The 25,018-nt window shown below is 67.3% G+C and carries 24 protein-coding genes; 17 read left to right on the forward strand and 7 right to left on the reverse strand.

Annotated features, from left to right (window positions below; genetic code table 11):
• Nucleotides 1–24 precede the first annotated feature (24 nt).
• The 3 genes from ACSFB7_RS13240 to ACSFB7_RS13250 are packed head-to-tail and all read right to left on the reverse strand — an operon-like array spanning nt 25 to nt 2,467.
• Entirely contained in the window at nt 25–360 is a 336-nt protein-coding gene (locus ACSFB7_RS13240) for a hypothetical protein (protein WP_435470726.1), read from the reverse strand.
• Between the two features lie 53 nt (nt 361–413).
• A complete protein-coding gene (locus ACSFB7_RS13245; RefSeq protein ID WP_435470727.1) occupies nt 414–929 on the reverse strand; it encodes a hypothetical protein in 516 nt (171 codons plus the stop codon).
• The gene (locus ACSFB7_RS13250; RefSeq protein WP_435470729.1) at nt 926–2,467 is read right to left on the reverse strand and encodes a sigma-54 interaction domain-containing protein; all 1,542 of its coding nucleotides are present in this window, start codon (nt 2,465–2,467) and stop codon (nt 926–928) included. The genes ACSFB7_RS13245 and ACSFB7_RS13250 overlap by 4 nt, the downstream gene beginning before the upstream one ends.
• 137 nt (nt 2,468–2,604) lie before the next feature.
• Between ACSFB7_RS13250 and ACSFB7_RS13255 the strand changes: the two genes are divergently transcribed.
• From ACSFB7_RS13255 to fur, 8 genes are all read left to right on the forward strand, one after another.
• Nucleotides 2,605–3,357, forward strand: coding sequence for a TetR/AcrR family transcriptional regulator (locus tag ACSFB7_RS13255; protein WP_435470731.1), 753 nt, complete (start codon nt 2,605–2,607; stop codon nt 3,355–3,357).
• Nucleotides 3,354–4,862 carry an efflux transporter outer membrane subunit gene (locus ACSFB7_RS13260; protein WP_435470733.1) on the forward strand — a complete coding sequence of 503 codons (1,509 nt, stop codon included), beginning with the start codon at nt 3,354–3,356 and terminating at the stop codon, nt 4,860–4,862. The genes ACSFB7_RS13255 and ACSFB7_RS13260 overlap by 4 nt, the downstream gene beginning before the upstream one ends.
• The gene (locus ACSFB7_RS13265) at nt 4,859–6,052 is read left to right on the forward strand and encodes an efflux RND transporter periplasmic adaptor subunit (RefSeq protein WP_435470735.1); all 1,194 of its coding nucleotides are present in this window, start codon (nt 4,859–4,861) and stop codon (nt 6,050–6,052) included. The genes ACSFB7_RS13260 and ACSFB7_RS13265 overlap by 4 nt, the downstream gene beginning before the upstream one ends.
• Nucleotides 6,053–6,070: 18 nt before the next feature.
• Entirely contained in the window at nt 6,071–9,181 is a 3,111-nt protein-coding gene (locus ACSFB7_RS13270) for an efflux RND transporter permease subunit (RefSeq protein WP_435470737.1), read from the forward strand.
• Between the two features lie 108 nt (nt 9,182–9,289).
• Nucleotides 9,290–10,210, forward strand: a complete 921-nt coding sequence (gene folE2, locus ACSFB7_RS13275; protein WP_435470739.1) for a GTP cyclohydrolase FolE2 — start codon at nt 9,290–9,292, stop codon at nt 10,208–10,210.
• Nucleotides 10,207–10,767, forward strand: coding sequence for a gamma carbonic anhydrase family protein (locus ACSFB7_RS13280; RefSeq protein WP_093241497.1), 561 nt, complete (start codon nt 10,207–10,209; stop codon nt 10,765–10,767). The genes folE2 and ACSFB7_RS13280 overlap by 4 nt, the downstream gene beginning before the upstream one ends.
• Before the next feature lie 40 nt (nt 10,768–10,807).
• Complete coding sequence (locus ACSFB7_RS13285) at nt 10,808–12,208, forward strand: dihydroorotase (protein ID WP_435470741.1); 1,401 nt, start codon at nt 10,808–10,810, stop codon at nt 12,206–12,208.
• The gene (fur, locus tag ACSFB7_RS13290) at nt 12,205–12,645 is read left to right on the forward strand and encodes a ferric iron uptake transcriptional regulator (RefSeq protein ID WP_435470743.1); all 441 of its coding nucleotides are present in this window, start codon (nt 12,205–12,207) and stop codon (nt 12,643–12,645) included. The genes ACSFB7_RS13285 and fur overlap by 4 nt, the downstream gene beginning before the upstream one ends.
• 118 nt (nt 12,646–12,763) lie before the next feature.
• Here fur and ACSFB7_RS13295 read toward each other — a convergent pair whose 3' ends face one another.
• The 3 genes from ACSFB7_RS13295 to ACSFB7_RS13305 form a co-directional block, all read right to left on the reverse strand.
• Nucleotides 12,764–14,287 carry a tripartite tricarboxylate transporter permease gene (locus ACSFB7_RS13295; RefSeq protein ID WP_435470745.1) on the reverse strand — a complete coding sequence of 508 codons (1,524 nt, stop codon included), beginning with the start codon at nt 14,285–14,287 and terminating at the stop codon, nt 12,764–12,766.
• A 1-nt stretch (nt 14,288) separates the two neighbouring features.
• The gene (locus tag ACSFB7_RS13300; RefSeq protein ID WP_435470747.1) at nt 14,289–14,840 is read right to left on the reverse strand and encodes a tripartite tricarboxylate transporter TctB family protein; all 552 of its coding nucleotides are present in this window, start codon (nt 14,838–14,840) and stop codon (nt 14,289–14,291) included.
• Between the two features lie 100 nt (nt 14,841–14,940).
• Nucleotides 14,941–15,900: a tripartite tricarboxylate transporter substrate binding protein gene (locus tag ACSFB7_RS13305; protein ID WP_435470749.1), complete on the reverse strand. Its 960-nt coding sequence runs from the start codon at nt 15,898–15,900 to the stop codon at nt 14,941–14,943.
• 137 nt (nt 15,901–16,037) lie between these two features.
• Here ACSFB7_RS13305 and ACSFB7_RS13310 point away from each other — a divergent pair, with 137 nt between their 5' ends.
• The 8 genes from ACSFB7_RS13310 to ACSFB7_RS13345 all read left to right on the forward strand — a co-directional run bounded on the left by ACSFB7_RS13310 (nt 16,038) and on the right by ACSFB7_RS13345 (nt 22,163).
• A complete protein-coding gene (locus ACSFB7_RS13310; protein ID WP_435470751.1) occupies nt 16,038–16,721 on the forward strand; it encodes a response regulator in 684 nt (227 codons plus the stop codon).
• The gene (locus ACSFB7_RS13315; RefSeq protein WP_435470753.1) at nt 16,718–18,142 is read left to right on the forward strand and encodes a sensor histidine kinase; all 1,425 of its coding nucleotides are present in this window, start codon (nt 16,718–16,720) and stop codon (nt 18,140–18,142) included. The genes ACSFB7_RS13310 and ACSFB7_RS13315 overlap by 4 nt, the downstream gene beginning before the upstream one ends.
• Nucleotides 18,143–18,145: 3 nt before the next feature.
• Nucleotides 18,146–18,589 (forward strand): RNA-binding S4 domain-containing protein, encoded by a 444-nt coding sequence (locus ACSFB7_RS13320; protein ID WP_435470754.1) that lies wholly within the window; start codon nt 18,146–18,148, stop codon nt 18,587–18,589.
• A gap of 43 nt (nt 18,590–18,632) precedes the next feature.
• The gene (locus ACSFB7_RS13325) at nt 18,633–19,439 is read left to right on the forward strand and encodes a PPK2 family polyphosphate kinase (protein WP_435470756.1); all 807 of its coding nucleotides are present in this window, start codon (nt 18,633–18,635) and stop codon (nt 19,437–19,439) included.
• A gap of 135 nt (nt 19,440–19,574) precedes the next feature.
• Nucleotides 19,575–19,763 (forward strand): hypothetical protein, encoded by a 189-nt coding sequence (locus tag ACSFB7_RS13330; protein ID WP_187110753.1) that lies wholly within the window; start codon nt 19,575–19,577, stop codon nt 19,761–19,763.
• Between the two features lie 45 nt (nt 19,764–19,808).
• Nucleotides 19,809–21,209, forward strand: coding sequence for a DUF7716 domain-containing protein (locus ACSFB7_RS13335; RefSeq protein ID WP_435470758.1), 1,401 nt, complete (start codon nt 19,809–19,811; stop codon nt 21,207–21,209).
• 177 nt (nt 21,210–21,386) lie between these two features.
• Nucleotides 21,387–21,827 (forward strand): DUF3592 domain-containing protein, encoded by a 441-nt coding sequence (locus tag ACSFB7_RS13340; RefSeq protein ID WP_435470760.1) that lies wholly within the window; start codon nt 21,387–21,389, stop codon nt 21,825–21,827.
• 3 nt (nt 21,828–21,830) lie between these two features.
• Nucleotides 21,831–22,163 (forward strand): c-type cytochrome, encoded by a 333-nt coding sequence (locus ACSFB7_RS13345; RefSeq protein WP_435470762.1) that lies wholly within the window; start codon nt 21,831–21,833, stop codon nt 22,161–22,163.
• A gap of 46 nt (nt 22,164–22,209) precedes the next feature.
• On the opposite strand, the gene ACSFB7_RS13350 is transcribed toward ACSFB7_RS13345, so the two are convergent.
• A complete protein-coding gene (locus ACSFB7_RS13350; protein ID WP_435470764.1) occupies nt 22,210–22,335 on the reverse strand; it encodes a hypothetical protein in 126 nt (41 codons plus the stop codon).
• 302 nt (nt 22,336–22,637) lie between these two features.
• Between ACSFB7_RS13350 and ACSFB7_RS13355 the strand changes: the two genes are divergently transcribed.
• Nucleotides 22,638–25,004 carry a TonB-dependent receptor gene (locus ACSFB7_RS13355; RefSeq protein ID WP_435470766.1) on the forward strand — a complete coding sequence of 789 codons (2,367 nt, stop codon included), beginning with the start codon at nt 22,638–22,640 and terminating at the stop codon, nt 25,002–25,004.
• Nucleotides 25,005–25,018: the final 14 nt, after the last annotated feature.

Consider the following 25,018-nt stretch of genomic DNA (forward strand, 5'->3'; position numbering starts at 1 on the left):
AGCTCGACCGCAGGGCCCGAACGCTCACAGCCGCGCCAGCTCCAGGATTTCCTGCCCCATCAGCACGCAGCTCTTGTCCATGGGGAAGTAGATGAGCCGCATCCGGTAGTTGCCCTTGTAGATCGTGCCCCAGACCTCCAGCACCTTGAACTGCTGCTTCTTGTCGGCCGGATTGCGGATGGGCGCGAGTTCCCTGACCTCGGAGTCGATTTCGATGCGGTCGTCGGGCCCGAAGTGAAAGGTCAGCAGCTTCTTGGCTTGCACGACGGCTTCGCTTGCGCATTGGGGCGGTGCTGCGCTGGCGATGCCACCCGCGGCGCAAAGGACGAAGCAGGCAGCGATACGGGCAAGAGCTTTCATGGATCGTCGGGTTCGGGTTGCTGTCAGGGGCGGGAGTATCACCCGGCGCGCGTTCAGAGTCTCGAACTCACGCTCTCCACGCGATAGCGTTGCCCGACCTCTTTACCCTCGTACACCTGCTGGTAGTAGTCGGCGACGCGGCGGCTTTCATAAGCGTGCACCAGGACCTGGTCGCCGCCCTCGCCGAGCCGGAAAAGTCCAAAGGCTCCCAGGTCCTTCGTGTACACGGGATATCGCGTCCTCAACAGTTCGATGTGGGCCGAGTGAATGAAAACCTCGCAGGCTCTCAGATCGAGGAAGTCGAGCACCGCATCGAACTCGAACGATTCGACGTAGATGTTGAACTCGTCGATGGACGTGTGGTACTCGAGAGTGATCTTGTGCCCCCAGGGAAGCTCGAAGAACCAGAGTTCCACCGGTCCGGCCGCGTCCCAGTCGGACGGATGATCCGAGTGCCTCTCACCGAAGCGCTTCACAAATTCCTCGTACGGCATCTCGACGGTGATCACTGGCGAGCCGTTTTCGATGTCGGCGCGACCGATCCGGCGCAAGTGGCTCAGCATCGTCATGCCGGCCGGTCCTGGCTCGTCATCCGCTCATACAAGGTCGCGCGCGAAATGCCGAGCAGCCGCGACGTCGCAAGCTTGTTCCCGCCGGTCGATGCCAGCGCGGCGGCAATCGCCTTGCGCTCCAGCTCCGCGACCTGCTGCGCCAGTGGCCGCAGCAAGGCGGCTTCCTCATCGGCATCGCGCGCGTTCAGCGAGGTGTCGGGCAGCTCGATCTGTTCGAGCCCCGCTTCACGCAGGATGCGTTCGAGCTGCGCGGCGTCGATGCGTTGCGAGTCGCTGCGCATCGTCACCTGCTCCAGCACGTTGCGCAGCTCGCGGATGTTGCCGCGCCAGTGCTGGCCGGCGAGCAGCGCGAGCGCGTCGGGCGTGAGTTCGGGCGGCGCCTCGCCGCTGCGCAGGGCCATGTCTTCGCCCAGCGCCTCGACCAGCGCGGGAATGTCGGGGCGCCGTTCGCGCAACGGTGGCACGCGCAGCGGCAGCACGTTGAGACGGTAGTAGAGGTCTTCGCGAAACAGGCCGCGCCGCACCAGCTCCGGCAGGTCGCGCGAGGTGGCGGCGATCACGCGCGCATCGAAGGGCACGAGCTTGTTGGAGCCGAGCGGTTCGATCTCGCCCTCTTGCAGCGCACGCAGCAACTTGGCCTGCAGGCCGAGCGGCATGTCGCCGATTTCGTCGAGGAACAGGCTGCCGCCGTCGGCCAGCTTGAACTTGCCCTCGCGACCGCGACGGTCCGCGCCGGTGAAGGCGCCGGGCGCGAAGCCGAAGAACTCGGCCTCCAGCAAGGTGTCGGGCACGGCCGCGATGTTGACGCTGACGAACATGCCCTTGGCGCGCGCGGACGACGCATGAATCGCATGCGCCAACAGTTCCTTGCCGGTGCCGGTTTCGCCCAGCAGCAGCACCGGGCTGGCCGACTGCGCGGCGCGGCGCGCGTGGCGCTTGACCTCCACCGCCGCCGGGCTGCTGCCGATGAAGCTCGCGAAGGTGTACTTGGAGCGGCGCTGGCCATCGGCATGCTGATACAGCGGGTTGTTGCGCTGGCTCGCCAGCTCGCGCCGCGCATCGTCAAGGTCGCGCTGCAGCAGCGCGAACTTGCTGATGAGCGGCTGCAGCGTGGTCTCGGGCTGGTCGAACAGCACGATGCCGATGGCACCGATCACCTCGCCCAAGCCGCCCTCGCCTCCTTCGCGCTCCTCGCGCAGCGGGATGCGGCTCACGACGAAGGTGCCGGCCTTGTTGGTCAGCAGGTCGACCAATATCGGCTCGCCAGTTTCAAGCACGCGCCGCATCTGCGTGTTGGGGATCACGTCCTCGACCATGTGGCCCATGAACTGGTCGATGGACGAAAAGCCCAGCGCCGGAAGAAAGCGCCGGTAGCCTTCGTTGACCCACACGATGCGCCCGCTGCTGTCCACCAGGAACATGCCCTGGCTGATGCTGGAAAACAGATGAAACATCGAACGCGCGGCCAGCGCGAGGATGCCTTCGGCATCGAGGGGCAAGGCGGGCGGTGCGGCGACTGTGGGGGCGGCTGGCATGCGCGGATCGTAGCGCGCCCTCATCCGGGGGAAACCGGGTCCCGCCGCTCTTCATGAAATGCTCAGGTTGCAACCCTTGCAACAAAGCCTTCATAAAGCCTTAAGTTAATCAATCGTTTGATTTTTCGCGTGGTGTAATGCCGGCCATGAACGCGAGAGCCACCATTACCCAGGCCCCGCGCCGCGCACCGCGCAGCGACGGCGCCGAGGCACGCCACCGGCTGCTCCACACCGCGCTGCGGCTGTTCGCGCAGAAGGGCTTTGCCAAGACCTCCACGCGCGAGATCGCCCGCGAGGCCGAGGTCAACATCTCGGCCATCAGCTATTACTTCGGCGACAAGGAGGGGCTTTACTCCGCCACCTTCAACGAGCCGATGGGCGGCGACTCCAGCGACCTCGTGGCCGCCTGCAACGTGCCGGGCCAGTCGCTCGAAGCCACGCTGCGCATCTGCATGTCGTCCATGATCGATCCGCTCAAGCAGGGCGAGATCGTGCGGCAATGCATCCAGTTGCACATGCGCGAGATGCTGGAGCCCACCAGCCGCTGGGCGGAAGAACTCGAACAGGACATCAAGGGCCCGCACCGCGCCATTGCCGACCTGCTGTGCCGCCACCTGAAGGTGGACCGGGCCGACGACGACATCCACCGCCTGACCTTCGCCATCACCGGGCTGTCGATGCAGCTCTATGTGAGCCAGGACTTCATCGAGGCGATCCGCCCTTCGCTGCTGCGCACCCCGCGCGGCATCGACACCTGGGCCGATCGCCTGACGGGCTATGCGCTGGCTTTGGTGCAGGCCGAAGAGACACGCCGCCGCACGACGGCCATCACGGCCACCGCCGGCATCCCGGCTGCCGCGCCCGCACGGGCCGCGAGAAAGAAGAAATGAGAAGACTCCGACTGATCGCCTCCCTTTGCCTGCCACTCGGCCTGGGCATCGGCCTTTCAGGCTGCGGCCTGACACGCCCGCCGGCGCAGGTCGTGGCGCCCTTGCCCGCGCAATGGCACGCCCCCCTGCCCCACGGCGGCTCGCTCGCGTCGCTGGCCGACTGGTGGCGCCAGCTCGACGATCCGCTGCTGGTCGAGCTGATCGCCGCGGCCGAAGCCGCCAGCCCCAATGTCGCAAGCGCCGCCGCGCGCGTGGCCGAAGCGCGCTCGACCCGCGTGCAGGCCGGCGCGGCGCTGCTGCCCAGCCTGGACGGCACGGCATCGGCCAGCCGGGGCATCTCGGGCTCTTCGCTCGGCGCGGGCGGCGCCGGCAGCAGCAGCAGTGGCAGCAGCACGGCCGTTGCGCCGCTCACCACGCTGCAGGCCGGCCTGCAGTCCAAGTGGGAGATCGACCTGTTCGGCCGCCTGCGCGCCGACCGCGATTCCGCCGAAGCCAAGCAGAACAGCGCCAACGCCAAATGGCATGACGCGCGTGTGTCGGTGGCGGCCGAAACGGCCAACGCCTACTTCGCCGAGCGCACCTGCCAGGAGCAGTTGCGCGTGGCCGAATCCGACACGCGCTCGCGCGCCGAGACCTCGCGCCTGACCGATCTTTCGGCGGGCGCCGGCTTCACCTCGCCGGCCGATGCGGCGCTGGCACGGGCCAGTGCCTCCGATGCATCGGGCCGGCTCATCCAGCAGCGCGCCCAGTGCGCGGTGCAGCGCAAGGCGCTGGTGGCGCTCAGCGGCATCGACGAAACCACGCTGGAACAGAAGCTCGCGGCCTCGCCCGCGCAGCGCGTGCTGCCGGCCGTCGGCAGCATCGCCAGCGTGCCGGCGCAGGCCATCTCGCAACGGCCCGACGTGTACGCGGCCGAACTCGGCGTGGCCTCGGCCAGCGCCGACGTGGGCTCCGCCGAGGCCGAGCGCTATCCCAAGCTCACGCTCTCGGGTTCCATCGGCCGCCTGCAATACCGCACCGACGGCTTCAGGCAGTCGCTGGACACCTGGACCATCGGCCCGCTGTCGCTCACCGTGCCGCTGCTCGACGGCGGCTCCCGCATCGCCAACACCGATGCGGCCAAGGCGCGCTACGCCGAAGCCGTGTCGACCTATCGCGCGAGCGTGCGGCAGGCGGTGCGCGAGGTGGAAGAAGCCCTCGTCAACCTCGACGCCACCGCCGCGCGCACCACCGACGCCGACAGCGCGGTGAAGAACTACCAGGCCTCGTTCAACGCCACGCAGGCCCGCTACAGCAGCGGCCTGGCCAGCCTGTTCGAGCTGGAGGATTCGCGCCGCACGCTGTTCACGGCGCAAACCGCGCGCGTCTCGCTGCAACGCGAGCGCACCGAAGCCTGGGTTGCGCTCTACCGCTCGATGGGTGGCGGCTGGAGCCGCCCTGAATCGTCCTCAATGTCGTCCTCTATGACCTCAACACCAACCGCCAAGGTTGCGACGTCGCCATGAAAAGAATGAAACGTTCCACTCTCGTCATCGCGCTGCTGGCGCTGCTCATCGTCATCGGCGCGGTGGTGTGGATGACAGGCAAGCCGGCGGACAAGACCGCCGATTCCGCTGCCGCGGCCAAGACAAAGGACGGCGCCCATCCGCCCAAGCCGGCACTCACCGTCACCGTGGCGAAGCCCCAGGCCACCGAGCTGCAGCTCACACTCGCGGCCAACGGCAACGTGGCCGCCTGGCAGGAGGCCGTGGTCGGCTCCGAATCCAACGGCCTGCGCCTGGCTGAAGTGCGCGTGAACGTGGGCGACGTGGTCAAGAAGGGCCAGGTGCTCGCGGTCTTCTCGCCCGAGACGGTGCAGGCCGACATCGCGCAGTCGCGCGCCTCGCTGGCCGAAGCCCGTGCCACCGCCGCCGACGCCGCAGGCAATGCAGCGCGCGCACGCACGCTGCAGGCCACCGGCGCACTGAGCCAGCAGCAGATCAACCAATACCAGACCACCGAGCAGACCGCCAAGGCACGCGTCGAAGCGGCCGAAGCGGTGCTGGCAGCGCAGCAGGTGCGCGGACGCAACACGCAGGTGCTGGCGCCCGACGACGGCGTGATCTCCGCACGCGCCGCCACGGTGGGCAGCGTGGTGTCGGCCGGCACCGAGCTGTTTCGACTGATCCGCCAGGGCCGGCTCGAATGGCGCGCCGAGGTCACCTCGGCCGAACTCGGCCGCGTCGCGGTCGGCACGCCGGCCTTCGTGGTCAGCGCCAGCGGTGCGCAGGTGCGCGGCACGGTGCGCAGCATTGCGCCCACGGTCGATCCGCAGACGCGCGCGGCGCTGGTGTACGTCGACCTGCCGAACGTGCAGCAGAACACCGGCATCAAGGCCGGCATGTTCGCGCGCGGCGACTTCGAACTCGGCCGCAGCTCGGCGCCGACGGTGCCGCAAACCGCCATCGTGCCGCGCGACGGGTTCAACAACGTGTTCCTGCTGCGCCCCGACAACCACGTGGCCCAGCTCAAGGTGCAAATCGGCCGCCGCCTGAACGACCGCATCGAGATCACCAGCGCACTGCCCGACGGCGCGCAGGTGGTGGTGCAGGGCGCGGGCTTCCTGAATGACGGCGACCTGGTGCGCGTGGTCGACACGCCCGTCCCCGCCGCCCAGCCCGCCAGGACTGCCGCGTCCGCCGCCGCAGCCAAGTAAGACAACAAGGACTCGCCCATGAACGTTTCCGCCTGGTCCATACGCAACCCGATTCCGGCGGTGATGCTGTTCGTGCTGCTCACCTTCGGTGGGTTGCTGTCGTTCAACGCGATGAAGGTGCAGAACTTTCCGGACATCGACCTGCCGACCGTCACGGTCTCGGCGTCGCTGCCCGGTGCCGCGCCTTCGCAGCTTGAAACCGACGTCGCGCGCAAGCTCGAGAACGCCATCGCCACCGTGCAGGGCCTCAAGCACATCACCACCAAGGTGCAGGACGGCGCCGCCACGCTGATCGTCGAGTTCCGCCTCGAAAAGCCGGTGCAGGAAGCCGTGGATGACGTGCGCTCCGCCGTGCAGCGCGTGCGTGCCGACCTGCCCGCCGACGTGCGCGACCCGGTCGTCACCAAGCTCGACCTGGCGGGCCAGCCGGTGCTGGCCTTCACCATCGCGTCGTCGCAGATGGACGCCGAGGCGCTGAGCTGGTTCGTCGACAACGACATCACCAAGAAGCTGCTCGCGCTGTCCGGCGTGGGCGCGGTGAACCGCGTGGGCGGCGTCACGCGCCAGGTGCACATCGACCTCGACCCGGGCAAGCTGCAGGCGCTGGGTGCCTCGGCCGGCGACATCTCGCGCCAACTGCGCCAGGTGCAGGTCGAGAGCGCGGGCGGCCGCTTCGACCTGGGCGGCAGCGAACAGCCCGTTCGCACCATGGCCACGGTGCAATCGGCCGACCAGCTCGCCGACATGCAGATCGTGCTGAGCGACGGCCGCCGCGTGCGGCTGGACCAGGTGGCGCGCATCAGCGACACCATCGCCGAGCCGCGCGCCGCCGCGCTGCTCAACGGCAAGCCGGTGGTCGGCTTCGAGGTGGCCCGCAGCCGTGGCGCCAGCGAAGTGGAAGTGGGCCACGCGGTGCAGAAGGCGCTGGCCGACCTGCGCGCGCAGCGCCCCGACATCGAGCTGACCGAAGCCTTCAACTTCGTCGATCCGGTGGAAGAGGAATACAACGGCTCGCTGCACCTGCTGTACGAAGGCGCCATCCTGGCGGTGATCGTGGTGTGGCTGTTCCTGCGCGACTGGCGCGCCACCTTCGTGTCGGCGGTGGCGCTGCCGATGTCGGTGATTCCGGCCTTCATCGGCATGCACCTGCTGGGCTTCTCGGTCAACGTGATCTCGCTGCTGGCGCTCTCGCTGGTGGTGGGCATATTGGTGGACGATGCGATCGTGGAGGTCGAGAACATCGTGCGGCACTTGCGCATGGGCAAGACGCCGTTTCAGGCGGCCATGGAAGCGGCGGATGAAATCGGCCTGGCCGTGATCGCCACCACCTTCACGCTGATCGCGGTGTTCCTGCCCACGGCCTTCATGAGCGGTGTGGCCGGCAAGTTCTTCAAGCAGTTCGGCTGGACGGCCTCGCTCGCGGTGTTCGCCTCGCTGGTGGTCGCGCGCGTGCTCACGCCCATGATGGCGGCCTACATCCTCAAGCCCATCGTCGGCGAGGAAAAGGAACCGGGCTGGCTGCGCTGGTACATGCGCGCCGTGGAGTGGAGCACCCACAACCGCTTCAAGACGATGGTGCTGGCCACCCTCTTCTTCTTCGGTTCGCTGGCGATGATTCCGCTGCTCAAGACCGGTTTCATTCCGCCGGACGACAACTCGCAGACGCAGGTGTACCTGTCGCTCGCGCCCGGCTCCACGCTTGCGCAGACCACGGCCGCGGCCGAGGAAACGCGCAACCGCGTGATGAAGATCGCGCACGTCAAGAGCGTCTACACCACGGTGGCCGGCGGCAGCGCGGGCGGTGATCCGTTCGCCAGCTTCGGCACGCCCGAGACGCGCAAGGCCACGCTGACCATCAAGCTCGACCCACGCGGCGACCGGCCGCGCAAGCAGGTGATCGAAAACCAGATACGCACCGCGCTCGAAACCCTGCCCGGCGTTCGCAGCACCGTGGGCCTGGGTGGTTCGGGCGAAAAATACATCCTGGCGCTGACCGGCGAAGACCCGCTGGCGCTGTCCGCGGCCGCCAGTGCGGTCGAGAAAGACCTGCGCACCATTCCCGGCCTGGGCAACATCACGTCGACCGCCAGCCTGATCCGGCCAGAGATCGCGGTGCGCCCCGACTTCGCGCGCGCCGCCGACCTGGGCGTGACCAGCTCCGCCATTGCCGAGACGCTGCGCGTGGCCACGCTGGGCGACTACGACCAGTCGCTCGCCAAGCTCAACCTGGCGCAACGCCAGGTGCCGATCGTGGTGAAGCTGGAAGACTCCGCGCGGCAGGACATCGACCTGCTCGGCCGCCTCTCCGTGCCCGGTGCGCGCGGCCCCGTGATGCTGAGCCAGGTCGCCTCGCTCACCATGGAAGGCGGCCCGGCCGTGATCGACCGCTACGACCGCTCACGCAACGTCAACTTCGAGATCGAGCTGTCGGGCGTGGGCCTGGGCGACGCCAAGACCGCGGTGGCGGCGCTGCCTTCGATCCAGAAGCTGCCGGCCGGCGTGCGCATCGCCGAGGTGGGCGACGCCGAGGTGATGACCGAGCTGTTCGCCAGCTTCGGCCTGGCGATGCTGACCGGCGTGCTGTGCATCTACATCGTGCTGGTGCTGCTGTTCAAGGACTTCCTGCATCCGGTGACGATTCTGTGCGCGCTGCCGCTCGCACTCGGTGGCGCCTTCGTGGGCTTGCTGATCGGCCAGAAGGCGCTGTCGATGCCGTCGCTGATCGGGCTGATCATGCTGATGGGCATTGCCACGAAGAACTCCATCCTGCTGGTGGAATACGCCATCGTGGCGCGCCGCGACCACGGCATGAGCCGCTGGGACGCGCTGCGCGACGCCTGCCACAAGCGGGCGCGGCCGATCATCATGACCACGCTCGCCATGGGCGCCGGCATGCTGCCGATCGCCGTGGGCTTCGGCTCCGCCGATTCGAGCTTCCGCTCGCCGATGGCGATGGCGGTGATCGGCGGGTTGATCACCTCGACGGTGCTGAGCCTGCTGGTGGTGCCGGCGGTGTTCACCTACGTGGACGACATCGAGCACTGGATACGGCGCACGGTGCGCAAGCTGCGCGGGCAGCCTGCCGATCCGCACATCGACGACGACCTGGTCGAAGCGCCGCAGCGCTGATCAGGGGACTCGCGCTCGCACGCAAGCGGCGCGAGTCCGGGTAAAGCCGCTTCATTGCATGGCCGTCATTTAATGCAACATAATTGCATTAACTACAGACAGCTCATCATGACCGCGCGATTACCCGACATTGCCCTGACCGAAGCCTCCCCCATGCCCCTGCCGCTCGATGGAGTCGGCATGCGGGGTATCGAACTGCCAGTCTGGCCCGACGAACCGGGCGTGCGCCACCCGGTCCATGCGCGCGCCGATGTCGAGGTGGACCTGCCTGACCCACGGGTCAAGGGGATTCACATGTCGCGCCTGTACCGCCTGCTGTGCGACAGCGCCGAAAGCGAGAGGCTGGGCACGGCCTCGCTCCACAAACTGCTGCGGGCCATGGTCGCGAGCCACGCTGACTGCGGCTCGGCGCGTGCACGGCTCGTGCTGTCGTTCAATCTCCTGTGCAAGCGCCCCGCGCTCGTCACGCCGGGGCTTCACGGCTGGAACGCCTATCCGGTGCGGCTGGAGGCCCTCTGGCGCGACGGAAGCTTCACGCTCGACGCGCAGGTCCGCATCACCTACGCCTCCACCTGCCCCTGCTCGGCCGCGCTGTCCCGGCAACTGATCGCAGAGGCCTTCGATGCGCGGTTCGCCGCGCACAAGGCCGTGGCAACGGCGGATGCCCTGGCCTGGCTGCAAGACAACGCGACCCTGGCAACGCCGCACAGCCAGCGAAGCATCGCCGACATCCAGGTCCGCCTGCCGCACGACGCGCCCGACCTGGGCCTGCTGCGGCTCATCGACCTCGCGGAAGCCGCGCTCGGCACGCCGGCACAAGCGGCCGTGAAGCGCGCCGACGAGCAGGCCTTCGCGCGGCTGAATGGCCAGAACCTCATGTATGTCGAGGACGCGGCGCGCAGGCTGCAGGCAGCGCTCGCCGGGTCTTTCTCTGTCACGCGCATCGACGTGCGCCACCTGGAGAGCCTGCATCCGCACGATGCCTTCGCACGGGCTTCCAATGCATCCGCCGGGGAGGTGTTTGCATGATCCGCCGCAACCCACGTGGCGACCTGCCGCAAGTCCATGCGAGCGCCTTTGTCGACCCCACCGCCATCCTGTGCGGCCGGGTGGTGGTCCATGAGAACGTCTTCATCGGCCCGTACGCGGTGATCCGCGCCGACGAGGTCGACGAGGATGGCCACATGGACCCGATCGTGATCGGCGCGCATTCGAACATCCAGGACGGCGTGGTCATCCACTCCAAGTCCGGCGCCGCCGTGACCATCGGCGAGCGCACCTCGATCGCGCACCGCGCCATCGTGCACGGCCCCTGCACCGTGGGCGACGGCGTCTTCATCGGCTTCAACAGCGTGCTCTTCAACTGCACTGTCGCGCGCGGCTGCGTGGTGCGGCACAACGCGGTGCTCGACGACTGCCACCTGCCGCCGGACTTCTACGTGCCGTCGACCGAGCGCATCGGCGCGAAGACCGATCTTTCCACCATTCCCAAGGTCACCGCGCGGGCCTCCGAGTTCTCGGAGGACGTGGCGCGCACCAACAACCGCCTGGTCGAGGGCTACAAGCGAATCCAGAATGAGTTCTGAGCGCGAACGCCCTTGCGGCGCGCAAGAGGAACGCCGCGCCATGCCCCTCGATGCGCAACAACGCCTGCGCCTGCGAACGCGTCACGCCGAGCTGCTGGTTCGCGGCGGCACGGTCCTCACGCCCAACGGCGCGCAGACGATCGACATCGCCTGCGTGAACGGCCGCATCGCGGCGCTCGACGCCACCGGCTGGAGCGCCGACGAAACGCTCGATGCGCGGGGCCTGCACGTGCTTGCGGGCGTGATCGACAGCCAGGTCCATTTCCGCGAGCCGGGCCTCACGCACAAGGAAACCATCGAGGCGGGCACGCGCGGCGCCGTGCTCGGCGGCGTCACCGCCGTGTTCGAGATGCCGAACACGCAGCCGCTGACGCTGCACGAAGACGACCTGAACGCCAAGCTCGCCATTGCACAGGCGCAGGCCTGGTGCGACCACGCCTTCTACATCGGTGGTTCCGCCGTCAACGCCGAGCAGCTGGCGTCACTCGAAATGCTGCCGGGCTGCGCCGGCGTCAAGGTCTTCATGGGAAGCTCGTTCGGCGACCTGCTGGCCGACGAAGACGCGGTGCTGCGCCGCATCCTGCGCCACGGCCACCGGCGCATGGCGGTGCATGCCGAGGACGAAGCGCGCCTTCGCGAGCGCAAAAGCATCGCCGAGACCCTGGGCCATGTGCGCAACCACCCGGTCTGGCGCGATATCGAAAGCGCGCTGCGCGCCACCCGGCGCATCGTGGCGCTGGCGGGGGAAAGCGGCCGCCGCCTTCATCTGCTGCACATCTCGTCGGCCGAAGAGATCGAGTTTCTCGCGCAGCACAAGGCGCGCGTGTCCGTCGAGGTGCTGCCGCACCATCTGACGCTGAGCGCGCCCGAGTGCTATGAGCGCCTGGGCACGTTGGCGCAGATGAATCCGCCGATCCGCCGCTCACGCCACCAGGAGGCGCTCTGGCAGGCGGTTCGCAATGGCGTGGTCGACGTGCTCGGCAGCGATCACGCACCCCACACGCGCGAGGAAAAAGCACTGCCCTATCCGCGCTCGCCCAGCGGCATGACGGGCGTGCAGACGCTGCTGCCGGTGATGCTCGATCACGTGCACCACGGCCGCCTGAGCTTGCAGCGGCTGGCGGACCTGACCAGCGCAGGGCCGGCCCGCGTCTTCGGCATCGAGGGAAAAGGACGCATTGCGGTGGGCTTCGACGCGGACCTCACGCTGGTCGACCTCGCGGCGCGCCGGGAAATCACGAACCGGTGGATCGCCAGCGTGGTGGGCTGGACGCCGTACGACGGGCTGCGGGTGACCGGCTGGCCGATGGCGACCGTCGTGCGTGGCAAGGTCGTGATGCGCGATGGCGAGTTGTCCGCCGCGCCGACGGGGCGCCCCATGCGGTTTCTTGCGCAAGCGGTGCCGATGCAGCCCTCCCCGCATCCAGGCGACAGTCGATGAATGCACCGGTCCCACGGAATACGCTCGGGCAGGTGGGCCTGAAAGCCACGTTGCCGCGCATGAAGATCCTCGAACTCTTCCGCAACCAGGCGCAGCGCCATCTTTCGGCGGAAGACGTCTATCGCCTGTTGATCGAGGTGCGCGCCGAGGTCGGCCTTGCCACCGTGTATCGCGTGCTCGCCCAGCTGGAGCAGGCGGGCCTCTTGAAGCGCAGCAACTTCCAGACCGGCAAGGCGATCTACGAGCTTGACGACAGCATGCACCACGACCACCTGGTGTGCGTCGATTGCGGGCGGGTCGAGGAGTTTCACGACGCCGAGATCGAGCATCGGCAAACGCTGGTGTGCGAACAAAGAGGCTTCCGTCTGCGGGAGCACGCGCTGTCGCTCTACGGCAGTTGCACCAAGCCGGATTGCGAGCATCGCCGAACGCGCTGAGCCGCTGCACCGAACGCAGCGCGAACGACCACCATGGCGCGCCAATGGCGGCCGGCCCAAAAGAAAAATGCCGCGGGGCCAGGGCGCCGCGGCATTTCAAGGGGAACGAAAAGAAGCGTCAGGCGTCCAGCTGCGCCAGGCGCTTCAACTTGCGTTCGCTCATGCGCTTGGCAACGCGCGGCAACACCAGCACGGCCACGATGATGACGACCAGCGTGATCGACATCGGGCGCTGGAAGAACACCGCCGCACTGCCCTCGCCGATCGACATGGCGTTGCGCAGTTGCGCTTCGGCGAGCGGCCCGAGGATCATGCCGACCACCACGGGCGCGGTCGGGAAGTCGAAGCGCCGCATCACCACGCCGAGCAGGCCGATGCCGTACAGCAGGAACAGGTCGAACGCGCTCTGGCGCATGCCGTAGGCACCCACCGTCGCGAAGATCAGGATGCCGGCGTAGAGCTGCGGCTTCGGAATCTTCAGCAGCTTGACCCACAGGCCGACCATCGGCAGGTTCAGCACCAGCAGCATGACGTTGCCGATGTAGAGCGAGGCGATCAGTGCCCACACCAGCGCGGCCGAAGTCGTGAAGAGCTGTGGACCCGGCTGGATGCCGTAGTTCTGGAACGCGCCCAGCAAGATGGCCGTGGTGTTCGACGTCGGAATGCCCAGCGTGAGCAGCGGAATCAGCGCGGCCGTCACCGTGGCGTTGTTGGCGGCTTCGGGGCCGGCCACGCCTTCGATGGCGCCCTTGGTGCCGAACTCGGCCTTGTCCTCGGGGTCTTTCACCAGCTTCTTTTCCATCGCATAGCTCAGGAAAGTCGGGATCTCGGTGCCGCCGGCCGGGATACAGCCGAACGGCGTGCCGATGGCGGTGCCGCGCAGCCACGCGGGAATCGAACGCTTCCAGTCGCGCTTGCTCATATGCACGCGGCTCAGCTTGTTCTGGCCCTCGACCACCTTGCCCTCGTAGAGCACGGCATAGAGCACTTCGGCCACGGCGAACAGGCCGACCGCGACCAGCACGATCTCGATGCCGTCGAGCAGCTCGGGCACGCCGCCCGTGTAGCGGCCCTGGCCCGAGATCTGGTCGAGGCCGACGCAACCGGCCGCGAGGCCGACGAACAGCGCCGTCATGCCGCGCAGCGTGCTCTTGCCGAGCACCGCGCTCACCGTGGTGAAGGCCAGCAACATCAACAGGAAATATTCAGGCGGCCCGAGCTTGACCGCGAACTCGGCCACGAACGGCGCGAACAGCGTGACGATGACGGTGGCGATGGTGCCGGCCACGAAGGAGCCGATGGCGGCCGTGGCAAGCGCCGCGCCCGCCCTTCCGCTCTTGGCCATCTTGTTGCCCTCCATCGCGGTCACCATGCTGGCGGTTTCGCCGGGCGTGTTGAGCAGGATGGAGGTGGTCGAGCCGCCGTACATGGCGCCGTAGTAGATGCCCGAGAAGAAGATCATCGAGGCCGTGATGTCGACCTTGCCCGTGATGGGCAGCAGCATCGCCACCGCCACCGCCGGGCCGATGCCGGGCAGCACGCCCACGGCGGTGCCCAGGGCACAGCCGACGAGGCACCAGAGCAGATTGATCGGGGTGATCGCCGTGGCGAAACCCGCCATGAGTGCGTTGAAGATTTCCATGTCAGAACCACCCGGTGGAAGTCAGGCCCGGCAGGTTGATGGCCAGGAATTGCGTGAAGGTCCAGAACACGGGCGCGGAGATCAGCGCGCCGGCAACGATGTCGTTGAACCAGGTGCGTGGCGCATTCACGCCCGCCTGCCCGCTCGCGCGGCGCAGGCCCTGCACCGCCAGCACGTAGCACAGCGTGCAACTGAGGATGAAGCCCAGGGTGGTGATGAGCGCGGCATTGAGCAGCAGGCCCGCCGACACCCAGACGAAGCCGGGCCAGTAGGCGCTGCCGGCGCCCGAGGGCGCGTCGAGTTCGCGAAAGCCGCCGGTGCGCGCTTCCCACAGGATCCATGCGCCGCACAGCACCAGCACCACCGACACCAGCCAGGGCAGGAAGTTGGGGCCGACGCCGCCGTAGCCGGCTTCGGAAGAAATGTCGATGGCGCCGAAGGCCAGCGCCAGGCCGGTCAGCAGCACGCCGACGCCGACCAGGGTTTGGGGCCATGTGGCCGCGGCTTGCGCGGCCCCGTCAGATAGAGAGACCGAGGGATCTGGAGTTGTCATTTTTTGCTCCCGGCATGTGGTGCTGGATTTGAAAACGGCACGCTGTCGTCTCTTGCGAGGACAGCGCGCCGTTGGGCGGGCAGGCAGGCGCCGGGGGCGCTTAGACCATGCCGGACTTGGTCATGATGGCGCGCAGGCTGGCGAAGTCGTCGTCCACGAACTTGGCGAAGGCATCGCCCGACAGCACGGCCGAGGTCCAGTCGTTCTTCTTGAGCGACTCGGCCCACGAAGGGCTCTTCATGGCGGCCAGCACCATGTCGGTCAGCGCCTTGCGCTGCTCGGGCGAGATGCCGGGGGCGCCGTAGACGCCGCGCCAGTTGCCGATCTCGACATCGATGCCCTGTTCCTTCAGGGTCGGCACGTTGATGCCCGGCAGGCGCTGGGCGGAGGTGACAGCAATGGCTTTCATCTTGCCGGCGGCGATGTACTCGGCGAATTCGCTGTAGCCGCTGCCGCCGATGGTGACGTTGCCGCCCAGCACGGCAGCGGTGGCTTCACCGCCGCCACGGAAGGCCACGTAGTTGATCTTGGACGGATCGGCGCCCACGCGCTGCGCGATCATGGCCGCGGCGATGTGCTCGGTGGAGCCGCGCGAACCGCCGCCCCACTTGACGCTGCCCGGGTCCTTCTTGAGCTGGTCGACCACGTCCTTCATGGTCTTGAAGGGCGAGTTGGACGGCAGCACGAACACGTTGTATTCGGTGGTCAGGCGCGCGATGGGCGTGGCCTGTTCGAGCTTGACCGGCGGCTTGCCGGTGATGATGCCGCCCAGCATGACCGAACCCATCACCATGAGTGCGTTGGCGTCGCCCTTGGAGCCGTTCACGAACTGGGCCAGGCCCAGTGCGCCGGCGGCACCGCCCTTGTTGTCGAAGGTGACGGTGTCGGCCACCTTGGCATCGCTCAGCGCCTTGCCGAGGGCTCGGCCGGTGGTGTCCCAGCCGCCGCCCGGGTTGGCGGGAATCATCATCTTGACGTTGGCGGCGGCCCGGGCCGACAGTGGCAGGGCTCCGGCGGCGGCCAGCGCGGCCAATGACTTCAAAAAGGTGTCTCGACGCATTGTTGTCTCCTGGAAACTGGAAGGAACTTGAAAGGAACCTGACTTGAACCTGAGCGCTATCATGCGCCGCCCCGCTGTCAGTTGGCTGTCCGCCAGACTGGGGAAAACACCAAAGTACACACCCCCACCGCCACCGTATGAAGCTGCTGCTGGTCGAAGACGACCCCTCGATGCAAATCACCCTGCAGCGCACCCTCGGGCGCCGCCGGATCGATGTGCGCATCTGCGGTGACGGCGCCGAGGCGGTCGCGCAATGGCGCGCCATCGAGCCCGACGTGGTGGCGCTCGACCTGAGCCTGCCCAACCTGGACGGCCTTCAGGTGCTGGCCCAGGCCCGCTCGGAAGGGCTGCGCACGCCGGTGCTGCTGCTGACCGCGCGCGGCACGGTGGGCGACCGCATCGTCGGCCTGAATGCCGGCGCCGACGACTACCTGCCCAAGCCCTTCGACCTGGACGAGCTGGAAGCCCGCATCCGCGCGCTGCGCCGGCGCAGCCACAGCGCGATCGGGCCGGACGCCGGGCTCAACCCGCAGGAGATCGGCGGGCTGCGCTACGAGCCGGACAACGGCGCCATCTACAACCGCGCCGAGCTGCTCGAACTCACGCCGCGCGAGCTGGCGCTGCTGAAGGCGCTGATGATGAAACCGGGCCATGCGGTCACCAAGGAGCGCCTGTTCGAGCTGGTGTTTCCCGGCGAGACCGAGGTGCAGTACGAGGCCATCGAGGTGGTGGTGTATCGCCTGCGCAAGAAGCTCGCGGGCACCGGCGCCGTGCTGATGACGATGCGCGGGCTCGGCTACCTGGTTCGCCCGGAGTCATGACCCGCATCCTGTCGCTTCGCGCGCGGCTGCTGCTGGGCATCCTCGCGCCGATTGCCGTGTTCATCGTGATCAACAGCGTGAGCCTGTACCGCCAGAGCCTGGCGGCCGCCACCACCGCTTATGACCGCACGCTGCTCGCCTCGGCCAAGACCATCGGTGAACAGCTCGACGTGGAGGGCTACGACGAGCAGGCTCACCTGCGCGCGATCGTGCCCTACTCCGCGCTCGAAGCCTTCGAGGCCGACAACCGAAGCCGCCTCTTCTACCGGGTCTCCGCGCTCGACGGCGAAATGATCTCGGGCTTTGCCGAGCTGCCCTTCTGGCGCGGCCGCATCCCCGACCGCAGCGCCTACGCGGCGCTGGTCGACTTCTACGACGCGCAATTCCGCAACCAGCCGGTGCGCGTCGCGGTGCTGCTGCAGCCAGTGGCCAGCGCGCGCGGTCGCGGCATGGCGGTGGTGCAGGTGGCCGAGACGCTGGAGATCCGCGAGACGCTGGCGCGCAAGCTGCTGGTCGACACGCTGTGGCGGCAACTGCTGCTGATGGGCGTGATCGCGCTGGTGACGGTGTTCGTGGTGCAGCGCGCCACCCGGCCGGTGCGCAAGCTGGGCGAGGCCATCGGCAAGCGCGCGGCCGACGACCTCTCGCCCATCGACGCGCCCGATGCGCCACGCGAGCTGCGCCCGCTGATCGATGCCACCACCGAGGTCATGGGGCGGCTGCAGCGGCTGCTCGACCACCAGAAGCGCTTTGTGCGCGACAGCGCCCACCAGTTGCGCACGCCGCTGGCGGTGCTCAAGGCACAGGTGCAGTCGGCGCGGCGCGGCGATGTCGCGCCCGAGCAGGCATTCAGCGAGATCAGCCAGACGGTCGAGCGCGCCGCCATGCTCGCCAACCAGATGCTGTCGCTCGCCAAGGTCGAGCAGTTGCGCCAGCAGCCGGAGTCGGTGGCGCTCGACCTGGGCGAGGTGGTGCGCAACATCGCGCTCGACCTGTCGCCGCTGGTGGCCGACAAGGCGCTCGATTTCGAGCTGGCCATCGACGAGCCGGTGACGGTGCGCGCGCACCAGTGGATGCTGCAGGAGCTCACGCGCAACCTGCTGCACAACGCGATCAAGCTGAGCCCCACGGGCGCGGCGCTGTCGATCTCGGTGCGCCCCGAGGGCGACGACGCGGTGCTCACCGTGCGCGACGGCGGCCCCGGCATCTCGCCCGAGTTGCGGCAGCGGCTGTTCGCGCCCTTCTCGGCCGGCAGCACGTCGAGCGGTTCGGGCCTGGGGCTGGCGATCTGCCGCGAGATCGTCCTGGCGCTGAACGGACGCATCAGCCTGGACAACCGCACGGCGCAGGACAACAACACCGCGCAGGTCATCGGGCTCGATGCCGTGGTGCACCTGCCGCTCTGGCGGCACAATTCCTGATCTATGGAACCTCTGGAACGTCTGCGCATCGACAAATGGCTCTGGGCCGCCCGCTTCTTCAAGACGCGTTCGCTGGCCGCGGAGGAGATCGGCAAGAACCGGGTGCAGGTGAACGGCGACATCGCCAAGGCCTCGCGCGAAGTCAAGGCCGGCGACACGGTGACGATGCGCCAGGGCGTGCAGACGCGGACCGTGACGGTGCGCGGCATCAGCGCCCAGCGCGGGCCGGCACCCATCGCCCAACTGCTCTACGAAGAAACCGCCGAGAGCATCGCGGCGCAGGCCGCCATCCGCGAGCAGCGCCGCATGGGCAGCGAACCGGCGCTGGCCATCGAACAGGGGCGCCCGACCAAGCGCGACCGGCGCGACCTGGACGGCGCGGTGCGCCATGCCGAATGGGACAACCGCTGGAGCGCATCGCTCGACCCTGACGAAGCCGATCGCTGATTCGCGTACGCTGTCGGCTTTCCTTTTCACGGAGATCCGGGACATGGCCAGCTTCAAGAAGTACCGCGTCGGCAGCAAGTTCAAGCTCTCGCACATCGACCCCGGCGACACGCCGTTCTGCGCCGGCGATGAAGCGTCGCAGCGCGCGGAAGTCGACGCGCTGGCCATCGAACTCGACGAACTGCAGGACCTGCTGCATGCCGAAGGCAAGCGCAAGGTGCTGCTGGTGCTGCAGGGCATGGACACCAGCGGCAAGGACGGCACCGTGCGCTGGGTGTTCTCGCGCACTTCGCCACTGGGCGTGCGCGTGACGGCCTTCAAGGCGCCCAACGACCTGGAGCGCGCACACGACTACCTCTGGCGCTGCCACGCCGCCGTGCCGCGCACCGGCGAGATCATGGTGTGGAACCGCAGCCACTACGAAGACGTGCTGGTGCCCGTGGTCGAAGGCTGGATCGACAAGGCCGAGGCCAAGCGCCGCTATGCGCAGATCAACGACTTCGAGCGGCTGCTGACCGAAACGGGCACGGTGATCGTCAAGTGCATGCTGCACATCGACAAGGACGAGCAGCGCGAGCGCCTGCAAGCGCGCATCGACACGCCGGGCAAGCAATGGAAGTTCAGCATGGACGACCTGGAAGTGCGCACCAAGTGGAGCGCCTACCAGCAGGCCTACCAGAATGCACTGGGCGCCACGTCGACCGACCATGCGCCGTGGCACGTGGTGCCCGCCAACAGCAAGCGGCATCGCAACGTGATGATTGCGCAGTTGCTGGTGAAGACGCTGCGGCAGATGAAGCTCAAGGCGCCACCGCCGGACCCGGCGCTCAAGGGAATGATCGTCAAGTGACCGGGCACGGCCAGGCCGGCTGCCTGCCGTCATGTCCCTTCTGTAAAGGGCTCTCCCGCCTACGAAATGGCCGTGGGTGCGCCGCTAAGCTGGGTCGCGTACCGATCCGGGTGCATCAACCAGAAGGACTCCAACATGAAAAAAATACTCTTCGCACTTGCAGCCTGCGCGCTTGTTTCCACCGCGGCACTGGCCCAGCCGATGCCGCCGCGCCACGGCCCGGGCCCCGGCTACGACCGTCCGCATCACCGGCCGCACAAGGTGTGGGTGCCGGCGCACCGCGAGCACGGCCGCATGGTGCGCGGGCACTACGACTACCGCTGAGCGTCGGCCCTCACCCTCAGGGGCCTTCGCAAGGAGGCTCCTGAAATGCCACAACTCTTGAATTTGCGCGAGGCCATCGACGCGCTGGCCGCCTGCCATGACGACAGCGATCTGTATGACCGCTACACCTGGGTCTATGCCAGCGACGATGGTCCGCTGCGCGATGCGCGCTTCTATCTGTCCTGCGATGCGGATGAGGACGAGGAAGAAGAAGAAACCATCACCGATGAATCGGGCGAGGACATGCCCGCATTCGCCGTGACGCACGGGCTGCGGCACTACCTGGAAGCCGCCACCTTCGCCGACGTGCTGACGGTGCAGAAGCAGCAGCAACCGCTGTCGGTCGTCGAAGACTACGCGGTGGCGCTCACGCACTATCACGAGCAGGATGCGTTTCTCGATCTGGGCGGTTTCTACAGCGGGGAATGCGCATCGAACGCGCCGTTGCCAGGCATCTCACGCGAGCTGTTCGCCGAGTACGACCTGCAACTGGTGGCGTGTCCCGCGGAACATGTGGGCGAGGCGGCTCGCGCAACGGCGGCGCTGCAGCAGATCAGCGTGGCGCAAGCGCTGGCGCTGTGCCGTCAGCTTCCGCTGTCATTGGGTGTTCGCGTCACCGGGCGCGAAAGGGACAGGATCGAAGCGCGCTTCGCGGCGCTGTCCCTGCCCTTGAAGCGAACGACCCACCGGTCGCTCGCCTGGCTGCCACCGGAAAGCGGCGACGGCGACCCGGGCAGCAGAAGAAACTCAGGAGCGGCGGATGAGCGCCTGCGCCAGCACGCGGCACTTGCCGAATTCGCAGCGCACCGCCATGGTTGCGCCGTTGTCGCAAGGCACGTTGTAGGTTTCGTAGCCAGGCCCCTTGGCCGTGAGTTCGGCACGCGGCTGGAGCTTGCAACGACCGGCCTTGGCGAGGGTTTCGACGTTGTACGTGTCGACGCCCGTCCGGCGGGGCGTTGCCGTGACGATGGACGGGTCGAAATTGTTGTGGGCGTAGAACGTGTCCCGCACGTTCGTGTCCAGATTCCGGTAGCCCCGCTTGGCCATGCAGTGCACGATCGCGATCCGCTGGTGCTCGGCGATCACGCTGTCCGGAGGACGGCCGACCCAGTCGGCAATCGAAGCGCCGATGCCGGCCACCGCAGCCCCGGTGGCAAGGCCCCGGCTGTACCAGGTGACCAGGCCCAGACCCAATGCGGCCCATCCGCCGTCGTTGGTGTCGCCACGTGCCTCTATGCGGGTCGCGGCGACCCGGCAGTCGGCCACATCGCTGTCGTAGCGCACCTTGTCGACGCCTTGCATCGCGACCATGGGCACGTAGGAAGTGCCGGAGCCGGTGCCGGGCTCGGTCGGCGGCTGCGTGCTTGCGCAACCGACCAGCGCCATGGCGGCAAACGCAACGCTCAGCATCAGCTTCATGGAATTCCCTCGTCTTCTTCGCGATAGTTGCCGGGATTTAACCATACATATAGTTACTCTTGAATCGCCTTGTCGCGAATGCACGACGGCTCGCCGCTCGCCGGACAGTGGCTATTTCAGGCGCTTTTGCGAAGGCATGCGAGGATGCCCGGCCGGCCGCAGCCCGTGGCCGCAAGCAAGCAAGAAAGCGCTGAAGCCTGCCGCATGAAAGTCGAGACCCTCGCCAAGCTCATTTTTGGATTCATCGGCATCGCGCTGCTCGTGGTGTGCGGCTTCCTGATCTACAACCGGGTGGCCTTCATCGCGTCGGCCGAACGCGTGCAGGGCGAGGTGACCGCCCTGCAGCATGTGCGCAGCACCAACAAGAACAACACCGACGGCACCTGGCGGCCGATCGTGCAGTTCCGGGCGCCGTCGGGCGCGCTCATCGATTTCACGACATCGAGCAGCAGCGGCTCGCCGGGCTACGAGGTCGGGGAGACGGTCGATGTCTTCTTCCAGCCGTCGAATCCGCAGAACGCCCTGCTCAACGACATGTTCGAGATGTGGGGCGGCGCGGCCATGGCGGGCGTGATCGGTGCCGTGTTCCTGGGCATCGCCTGGTTCGTCTGGAAAATCGGCCGCGACGAGAAGACCGGAGCCTGAGCGATGCCGACCCGCGCTGCAGGACGCATCGCCGCCGCGGTGCTGATCGCCCTCTCGCTTCCGGCCATGGCCCAGGGCACGCCCGAGGACCTGCTCCGAAAGAACGGCTGCATGTCCTGCCACGGCCTGGCTCACAAGCAGGTGGGACCGGGCTTCGCGCAGATCGCCGAGCGCTACCGCAAGGACGCCGAAGCGCCGGCACGGCTCGCCGGCAAGATCCGCGACGGCAGCGTGGGCACGTGGGGCCGCGTGATCATGCCGCAGCAAACGCAGGTCTCGCAGGCCGATGCGCAAGCTCTTGCGCAATGGGTGTTGTCGCAGCCCTCGCCGCACTGAAGCGCATCGGCGACGGCTCTGTCGTGTTGGGCCTTCTGGCGCAGGCTCAGTCGCCGAACCAGAAGAAAAGCCAGGAACAGAGGGAAGCCAGCACGGCGAGCAACGCGATGCCGTCGCGCTGAAGGTGCAGAGCGCTTGCGCTGCTCCTCAAACGGCGAACATTGTTTGTCATCCAGATCCTCACTCGGCGGGTGATTCGAGCGCCGACGATGCACGCGGGGCCTTGTTGCTGTCAATGCAAAAGTGGCTTTGCGGCGCCTCTGGCCGAAACAATCCGTTGTGCACTTTTTCTTAGTTGGGCCGTTTGGTTCCCAATTAATTGCGTCTGCATTGTAAAGTTCTAAAAAACGGCGATGCAAGTCATTATCATTCCCCGTCGTTTGGCCCCACGGGCCTCGCCTCTAGCCACTTCGTGCCCCACGCCGGACAGCCATTCAAGAGGTTCACGACCTCATCCTGTCTTCTGGAGCATTCATGGCGTACATCAAGAGCCGCAAGCATTCGCCTGCGCGTTACATTTCTGGCCGCGCGGCCACCACTGCCACCCTGGTCGCGCTCGGCGCCTCCATGTCGGCACAAGCGCAAACGACGCTGAATGAAGTCCGCGTCGAAGCCACGACCGACTTCAAGGTCGAAAAGTCCGCCTCCCCGAAATTCACCGCCCCGCTGCTGGACACGCCCAAGTCGGTCACGGTGATTCCCCAGGAAGTCATTCGCCAGACCGGCGCGACCACGCTGGTCGATGCGCTGCGCACCACGCCCGGCATCACCTTCGGCGCCGGCGAAGGCGGCAACCCTGTCGGTGACCGCCCCTTCATCCGCGGCTTCGACTCGCAAAGCGACACCTACGTGGACGGCGTGCGCGACGGCGCCGCGCAGACGCGCGAAATCTTCAACGTGGAGTCGGTCGAGGTCGTCAAGGGCCCCAGCTCCGCGTTCGGCGGCCGCGGCTCGGCCGGCGGCTCGGTCAACATCATCAGCAAGACACCGCAGGCGGAGAACTTCTTCAGCGGCACCGTCGGCCTGGGCACCGATTCGTACCAGCGCGAAACGCTGGACATCAACCGCAAGCTTTCCGACACCGTTGCAGCCCGCCTGAACGTGATGAACTTCAAGTCGGACATCGCCGGCCGCGGCCCGGTCAACGTCAAGCGCTGGGGCGTGGCGCCGAGCGTCACCTTCGGCATGGGCACGCCGACCCAGGTGACGCTGAGCTACTACCACTTCGAGTCGAACGACCTGCCCGATTCGGGCATTCCGTACAACAACCCGTTCTCTACCGGCACCAACCAGCTGCTCAACGGCGACGGCCAGCCCATCGTGGTGCCGCGCGGCACCTTCTACGGCCTGGTCAACCGCGACTACCAGCGCACCAAGGTCGATGCCGGCACGGTCGACGTCAAGCACGACTTCGGCGGCGGCCTCGTGCTGCGCAACGTCACCCGCTCCAGCAAGTCGAGCAACGACTACATCTGGTCGCAGCCCGATGACAGCCGCGGCAACTTCCTGGTGAACGGCAATGTCTGGCGGCGAGCCAACAGCCGCGTGTCGGACTCCGAGTCGCTGGTCAACCAGACCAGCCTGTCGGGCAAGTTCGAAGCCGCCGGCATCAAGCACACCTATGTGGCCGGCCTCGAACTGGGCAAGGAAGCCACGACCAAGGCCGGCTACCTGTTCGCGCAGAACATCAGGACGGGTGTCGAGACCTTCCCGCGTGCCACCGTCCCGGGCGCTCCCGCCGGCGCGCTGAACTGCGCGGTCGGCTCGGGCATTCGCAGCGACTTCAACTGCACCTCGGCCTACAGCCCGACGCCTTACGACCCGTGGATGGGCGGCATCACGCGCTCGCCGGCCGTGACCGAAGTCAAGACCAAGACCACCTCGGTCTACGCGTTCGACACGATCGAGTTCAACCCGCAGTGGTCGCTGAACCTGGGCCTGCGCTGGGACGACTACAAGACGAATGCCGTCACGCCGGCGTACATCACGCCGATCGCGGCCACGGCCGCCGTGCCGAGCCTTGCACCCAGCGGCTCGACCAGCTTGTCGGTGCCGGCTCGCGGCCTCGTGCCGGGCATCGAACTCGCCAACAAGGCCTCGTTCCTGAACTACCAGGTCGGCGTGGTCTACAAGCCGGCGCCCAACGGCAGCATCTACGTGTCCTACGGCACCTCGTCGACGCCGCCCGGCACCGACGGTGGTGACGGCGCGGACGGCATCTCCGCCGCCATCCGCAACCTGAAGCCGCAGGACAGCCGCAGCTTCGAGATCGGCACCAAGTGGGAAGTGCTGGACCGCCGCCTGGTCCTGACCTCGGCGATCTTCCGCACGGACATGAACAATGCCCGCACCACCGCACCCGACGGCACGACGCAGAACGTCGGCAAGAAGCGCGTGGAAGGCATCGAGTTCGGCGCGGCCGGCAGCATCACGCGCGACTGGCAGATCTTCGGCGGCTTCACGCACCTGAACGCCAAGGTCACGGACAACGGCTTCACGGCCACGGGCGCACCGTCGCCTTTCAACGGCAACTTCTTCCCGAACACGCCGAAGAACAGCGCGACGCTGTGGACCACCTACACCGTCATGCCGGGCCTGACGATCGGCGCCGGCGCGACGTACATGGGCAAGCAGTACGGCAACGTCAACAACACCAAGTGGATCCCGTCGTATGTGAAGTACGACGCCATGGTGAGCTACGTGGTCAACAAGAACTTCAGCCTGCAACTGAATATCCAGAACCTGACCAACAAGTACTACTTCGACAAGGCGTACGCATCGCACTACGCGACCGTGGGCGCGGGCCGCTCGGCCTCGCTGACGGGCAGCTTCACGTTCTGAAGCCGGGTGCCGGT

Origin of the sequence: Variovorax raffinosi, from assembly GCF_051216615.1 — a bacterium.
Classification (GTDB): Bacteria; Pseudomonadota; Gammaproteobacteria; order Burkholderiales; family Burkholderiaceae_C; genus Variovorax.

Bases quoted from the DNA above. Each gene is read 5' to 3' on its own strand.
- ACSFB7_RS13240 (WP_435470726.1), bottom strand. From the start codon at position 360: ATGAAAGCTCTTGCCCGTATCGCTGCCTGCTTCGTCCTTTGCGCCGCG.
- ACSFB7_RS13325 (WP_435470756.1), top strand. From the start codon at position 18,633: ATGGCCAGCTTCAAGAAGTACCGCGTCGGCAGCAAGTTCAAGCTCTCG.
- ACSFB7_RS13315 (WP_435470753.1), top strand. From the start codon at position 16,718: ATGACCCGCATCCTGTCGCTTCGCGCGCGGCTGCTGCTGGGCATCCTC.
- ACSFB7_RS13350 (WP_435470764.1), bottom strand. From the start codon at position 22,335: ATGACAAACAATGTTCGCCGTTTGAGGAGCAGCGCAAGCGCTCTGCAC.
- ACSFB7_RS13300 (WP_435470747.1), bottom strand. From the start codon at position 14,840: ATGACAACTCCAGATCCCTCGGTCTCTCTATCTGACGGGGCCGCGCAA.
- fur (WP_435470743.1), top strand. From the start codon at position 12,205: ATGAATGCACCGGTCCCACGGAATACGCTCGGGCAGGTGGGCCTGAAA.
- ACSFB7_RS13345 (WP_435470762.1), top strand. From the start codon at position 21,831: ATGCCGACCCGCGCTGCAGGACGCATCGCCGCCGCGGTGCTGATCGCC.
- ACSFB7_RS13330 (WP_187110753.1), top strand. From the start codon at position 19,575: ATGAAAAAAATACTCTTCGCACTTGCAGCCTGCGCGCTTGTTTCCACC.
- ACSFB7_RS13320 (WP_435470754.1), top strand. From the start codon at position 18,146: ATGGAACCTCTGGAACGTCTGCGCATCGACAAATGGCTCTGGGCCGCC.
- ACSFB7_RS13260 (WP_435470733.1), top strand. From the start codon at position 3,354: ATGAGAAGACTCCGACTGATCGCCTCCCTTTGCCTGCCACTCGGCCTG.
- ACSFB7_RS13280 (WP_093241497.1), top strand. From the start codon at position 10,207: ATGATCCGCCGCAACCCACGTGGCGACCTGCCGCAAGTCCATGCGAGC.
- ACSFB7_RS13265 (WP_435470735.1), top strand. From the start codon at position 4,859: ATGAAAAGAATGAAACGTTCCACTCTCGTCATCGCGCTGCTGGCGCTG.
- ACSFB7_RS13355 (WP_435470766.1), top strand. From the start codon at position 22,638: ATGGCGTACATCAAGAGCCGCAAGCATTCGCCTGCGCGTTACATTTCT.
- ACSFB7_RS13270 (WP_435470737.1), top strand. From the start codon at position 6,071: ATGAACGTTTCCGCCTGGTCCATACGCAACCCGATTCCGGCGGTGATG.
- ACSFB7_RS13295 (WP_435470745.1), bottom strand. From the start codon at position 14,287: ATGGAAATCTTCAACGCACTCATGGCGGGTTTCGCCACGGCGATCACC.
- ACSFB7_RS13250 (WP_435470729.1), bottom strand. From the start codon at position 2,467: ATGCCAGCCGCCCCCACAGTCGCCGCACCGCCCGCCTTGCCCCTCGAT.
- ACSFB7_RS13335 (WP_435470758.1), top strand. From the start codon at position 19,809: ATGCCACAACTCTTGAATTTGCGCGAGGCCATCGACGCGCTGGCCGCC.
- ACSFB7_RS13245 (WP_435470727.1), bottom strand. From the start codon at position 929: ATGACGATGCTGAGCCACTTGCGCCGGATCGGTCGCGCCGACATCGAA.
- ACSFB7_RS13285 (WP_435470741.1), top strand. From the start codon at position 10,808: ATGCCCCTCGATGCGCAACAACGCCTGCGCCTGCGAACGCGTCACGCC.
- ACSFB7_RS13255 (WP_435470731.1), top strand. From the start codon at position 2,605: ATGCCGGCCATGAACGCGAGAGCCACCATTACCCAGGCCCCGCGCCGC.
- ACSFB7_RS13340 (WP_435470760.1), top strand. From the start codon at position 21,387: ATGAAAGTCGAGACCCTCGCCAAGCTCATTTTTGGATTCATCGGCATC.
- folE2 (WP_435470739.1), top strand. From the start codon at position 9,290: ATGACCGCGCGATTACCCGACATTGCCCTGACCGAAGCCTCCCCCATG.
- ACSFB7_RS13305 (WP_435470749.1), bottom strand. From the start codon at position 15,900: ATGCGTCGAGACACCTTTTTGAAGTCATTGGCCGCGCTGGCCGCCGCC.
- ACSFB7_RS13310 (WP_435470751.1), top strand. From the start codon at position 16,038: ATGAAGCTGCTGCTGGTCGAAGACGACCCCTCGATGCAAATCACCCTG.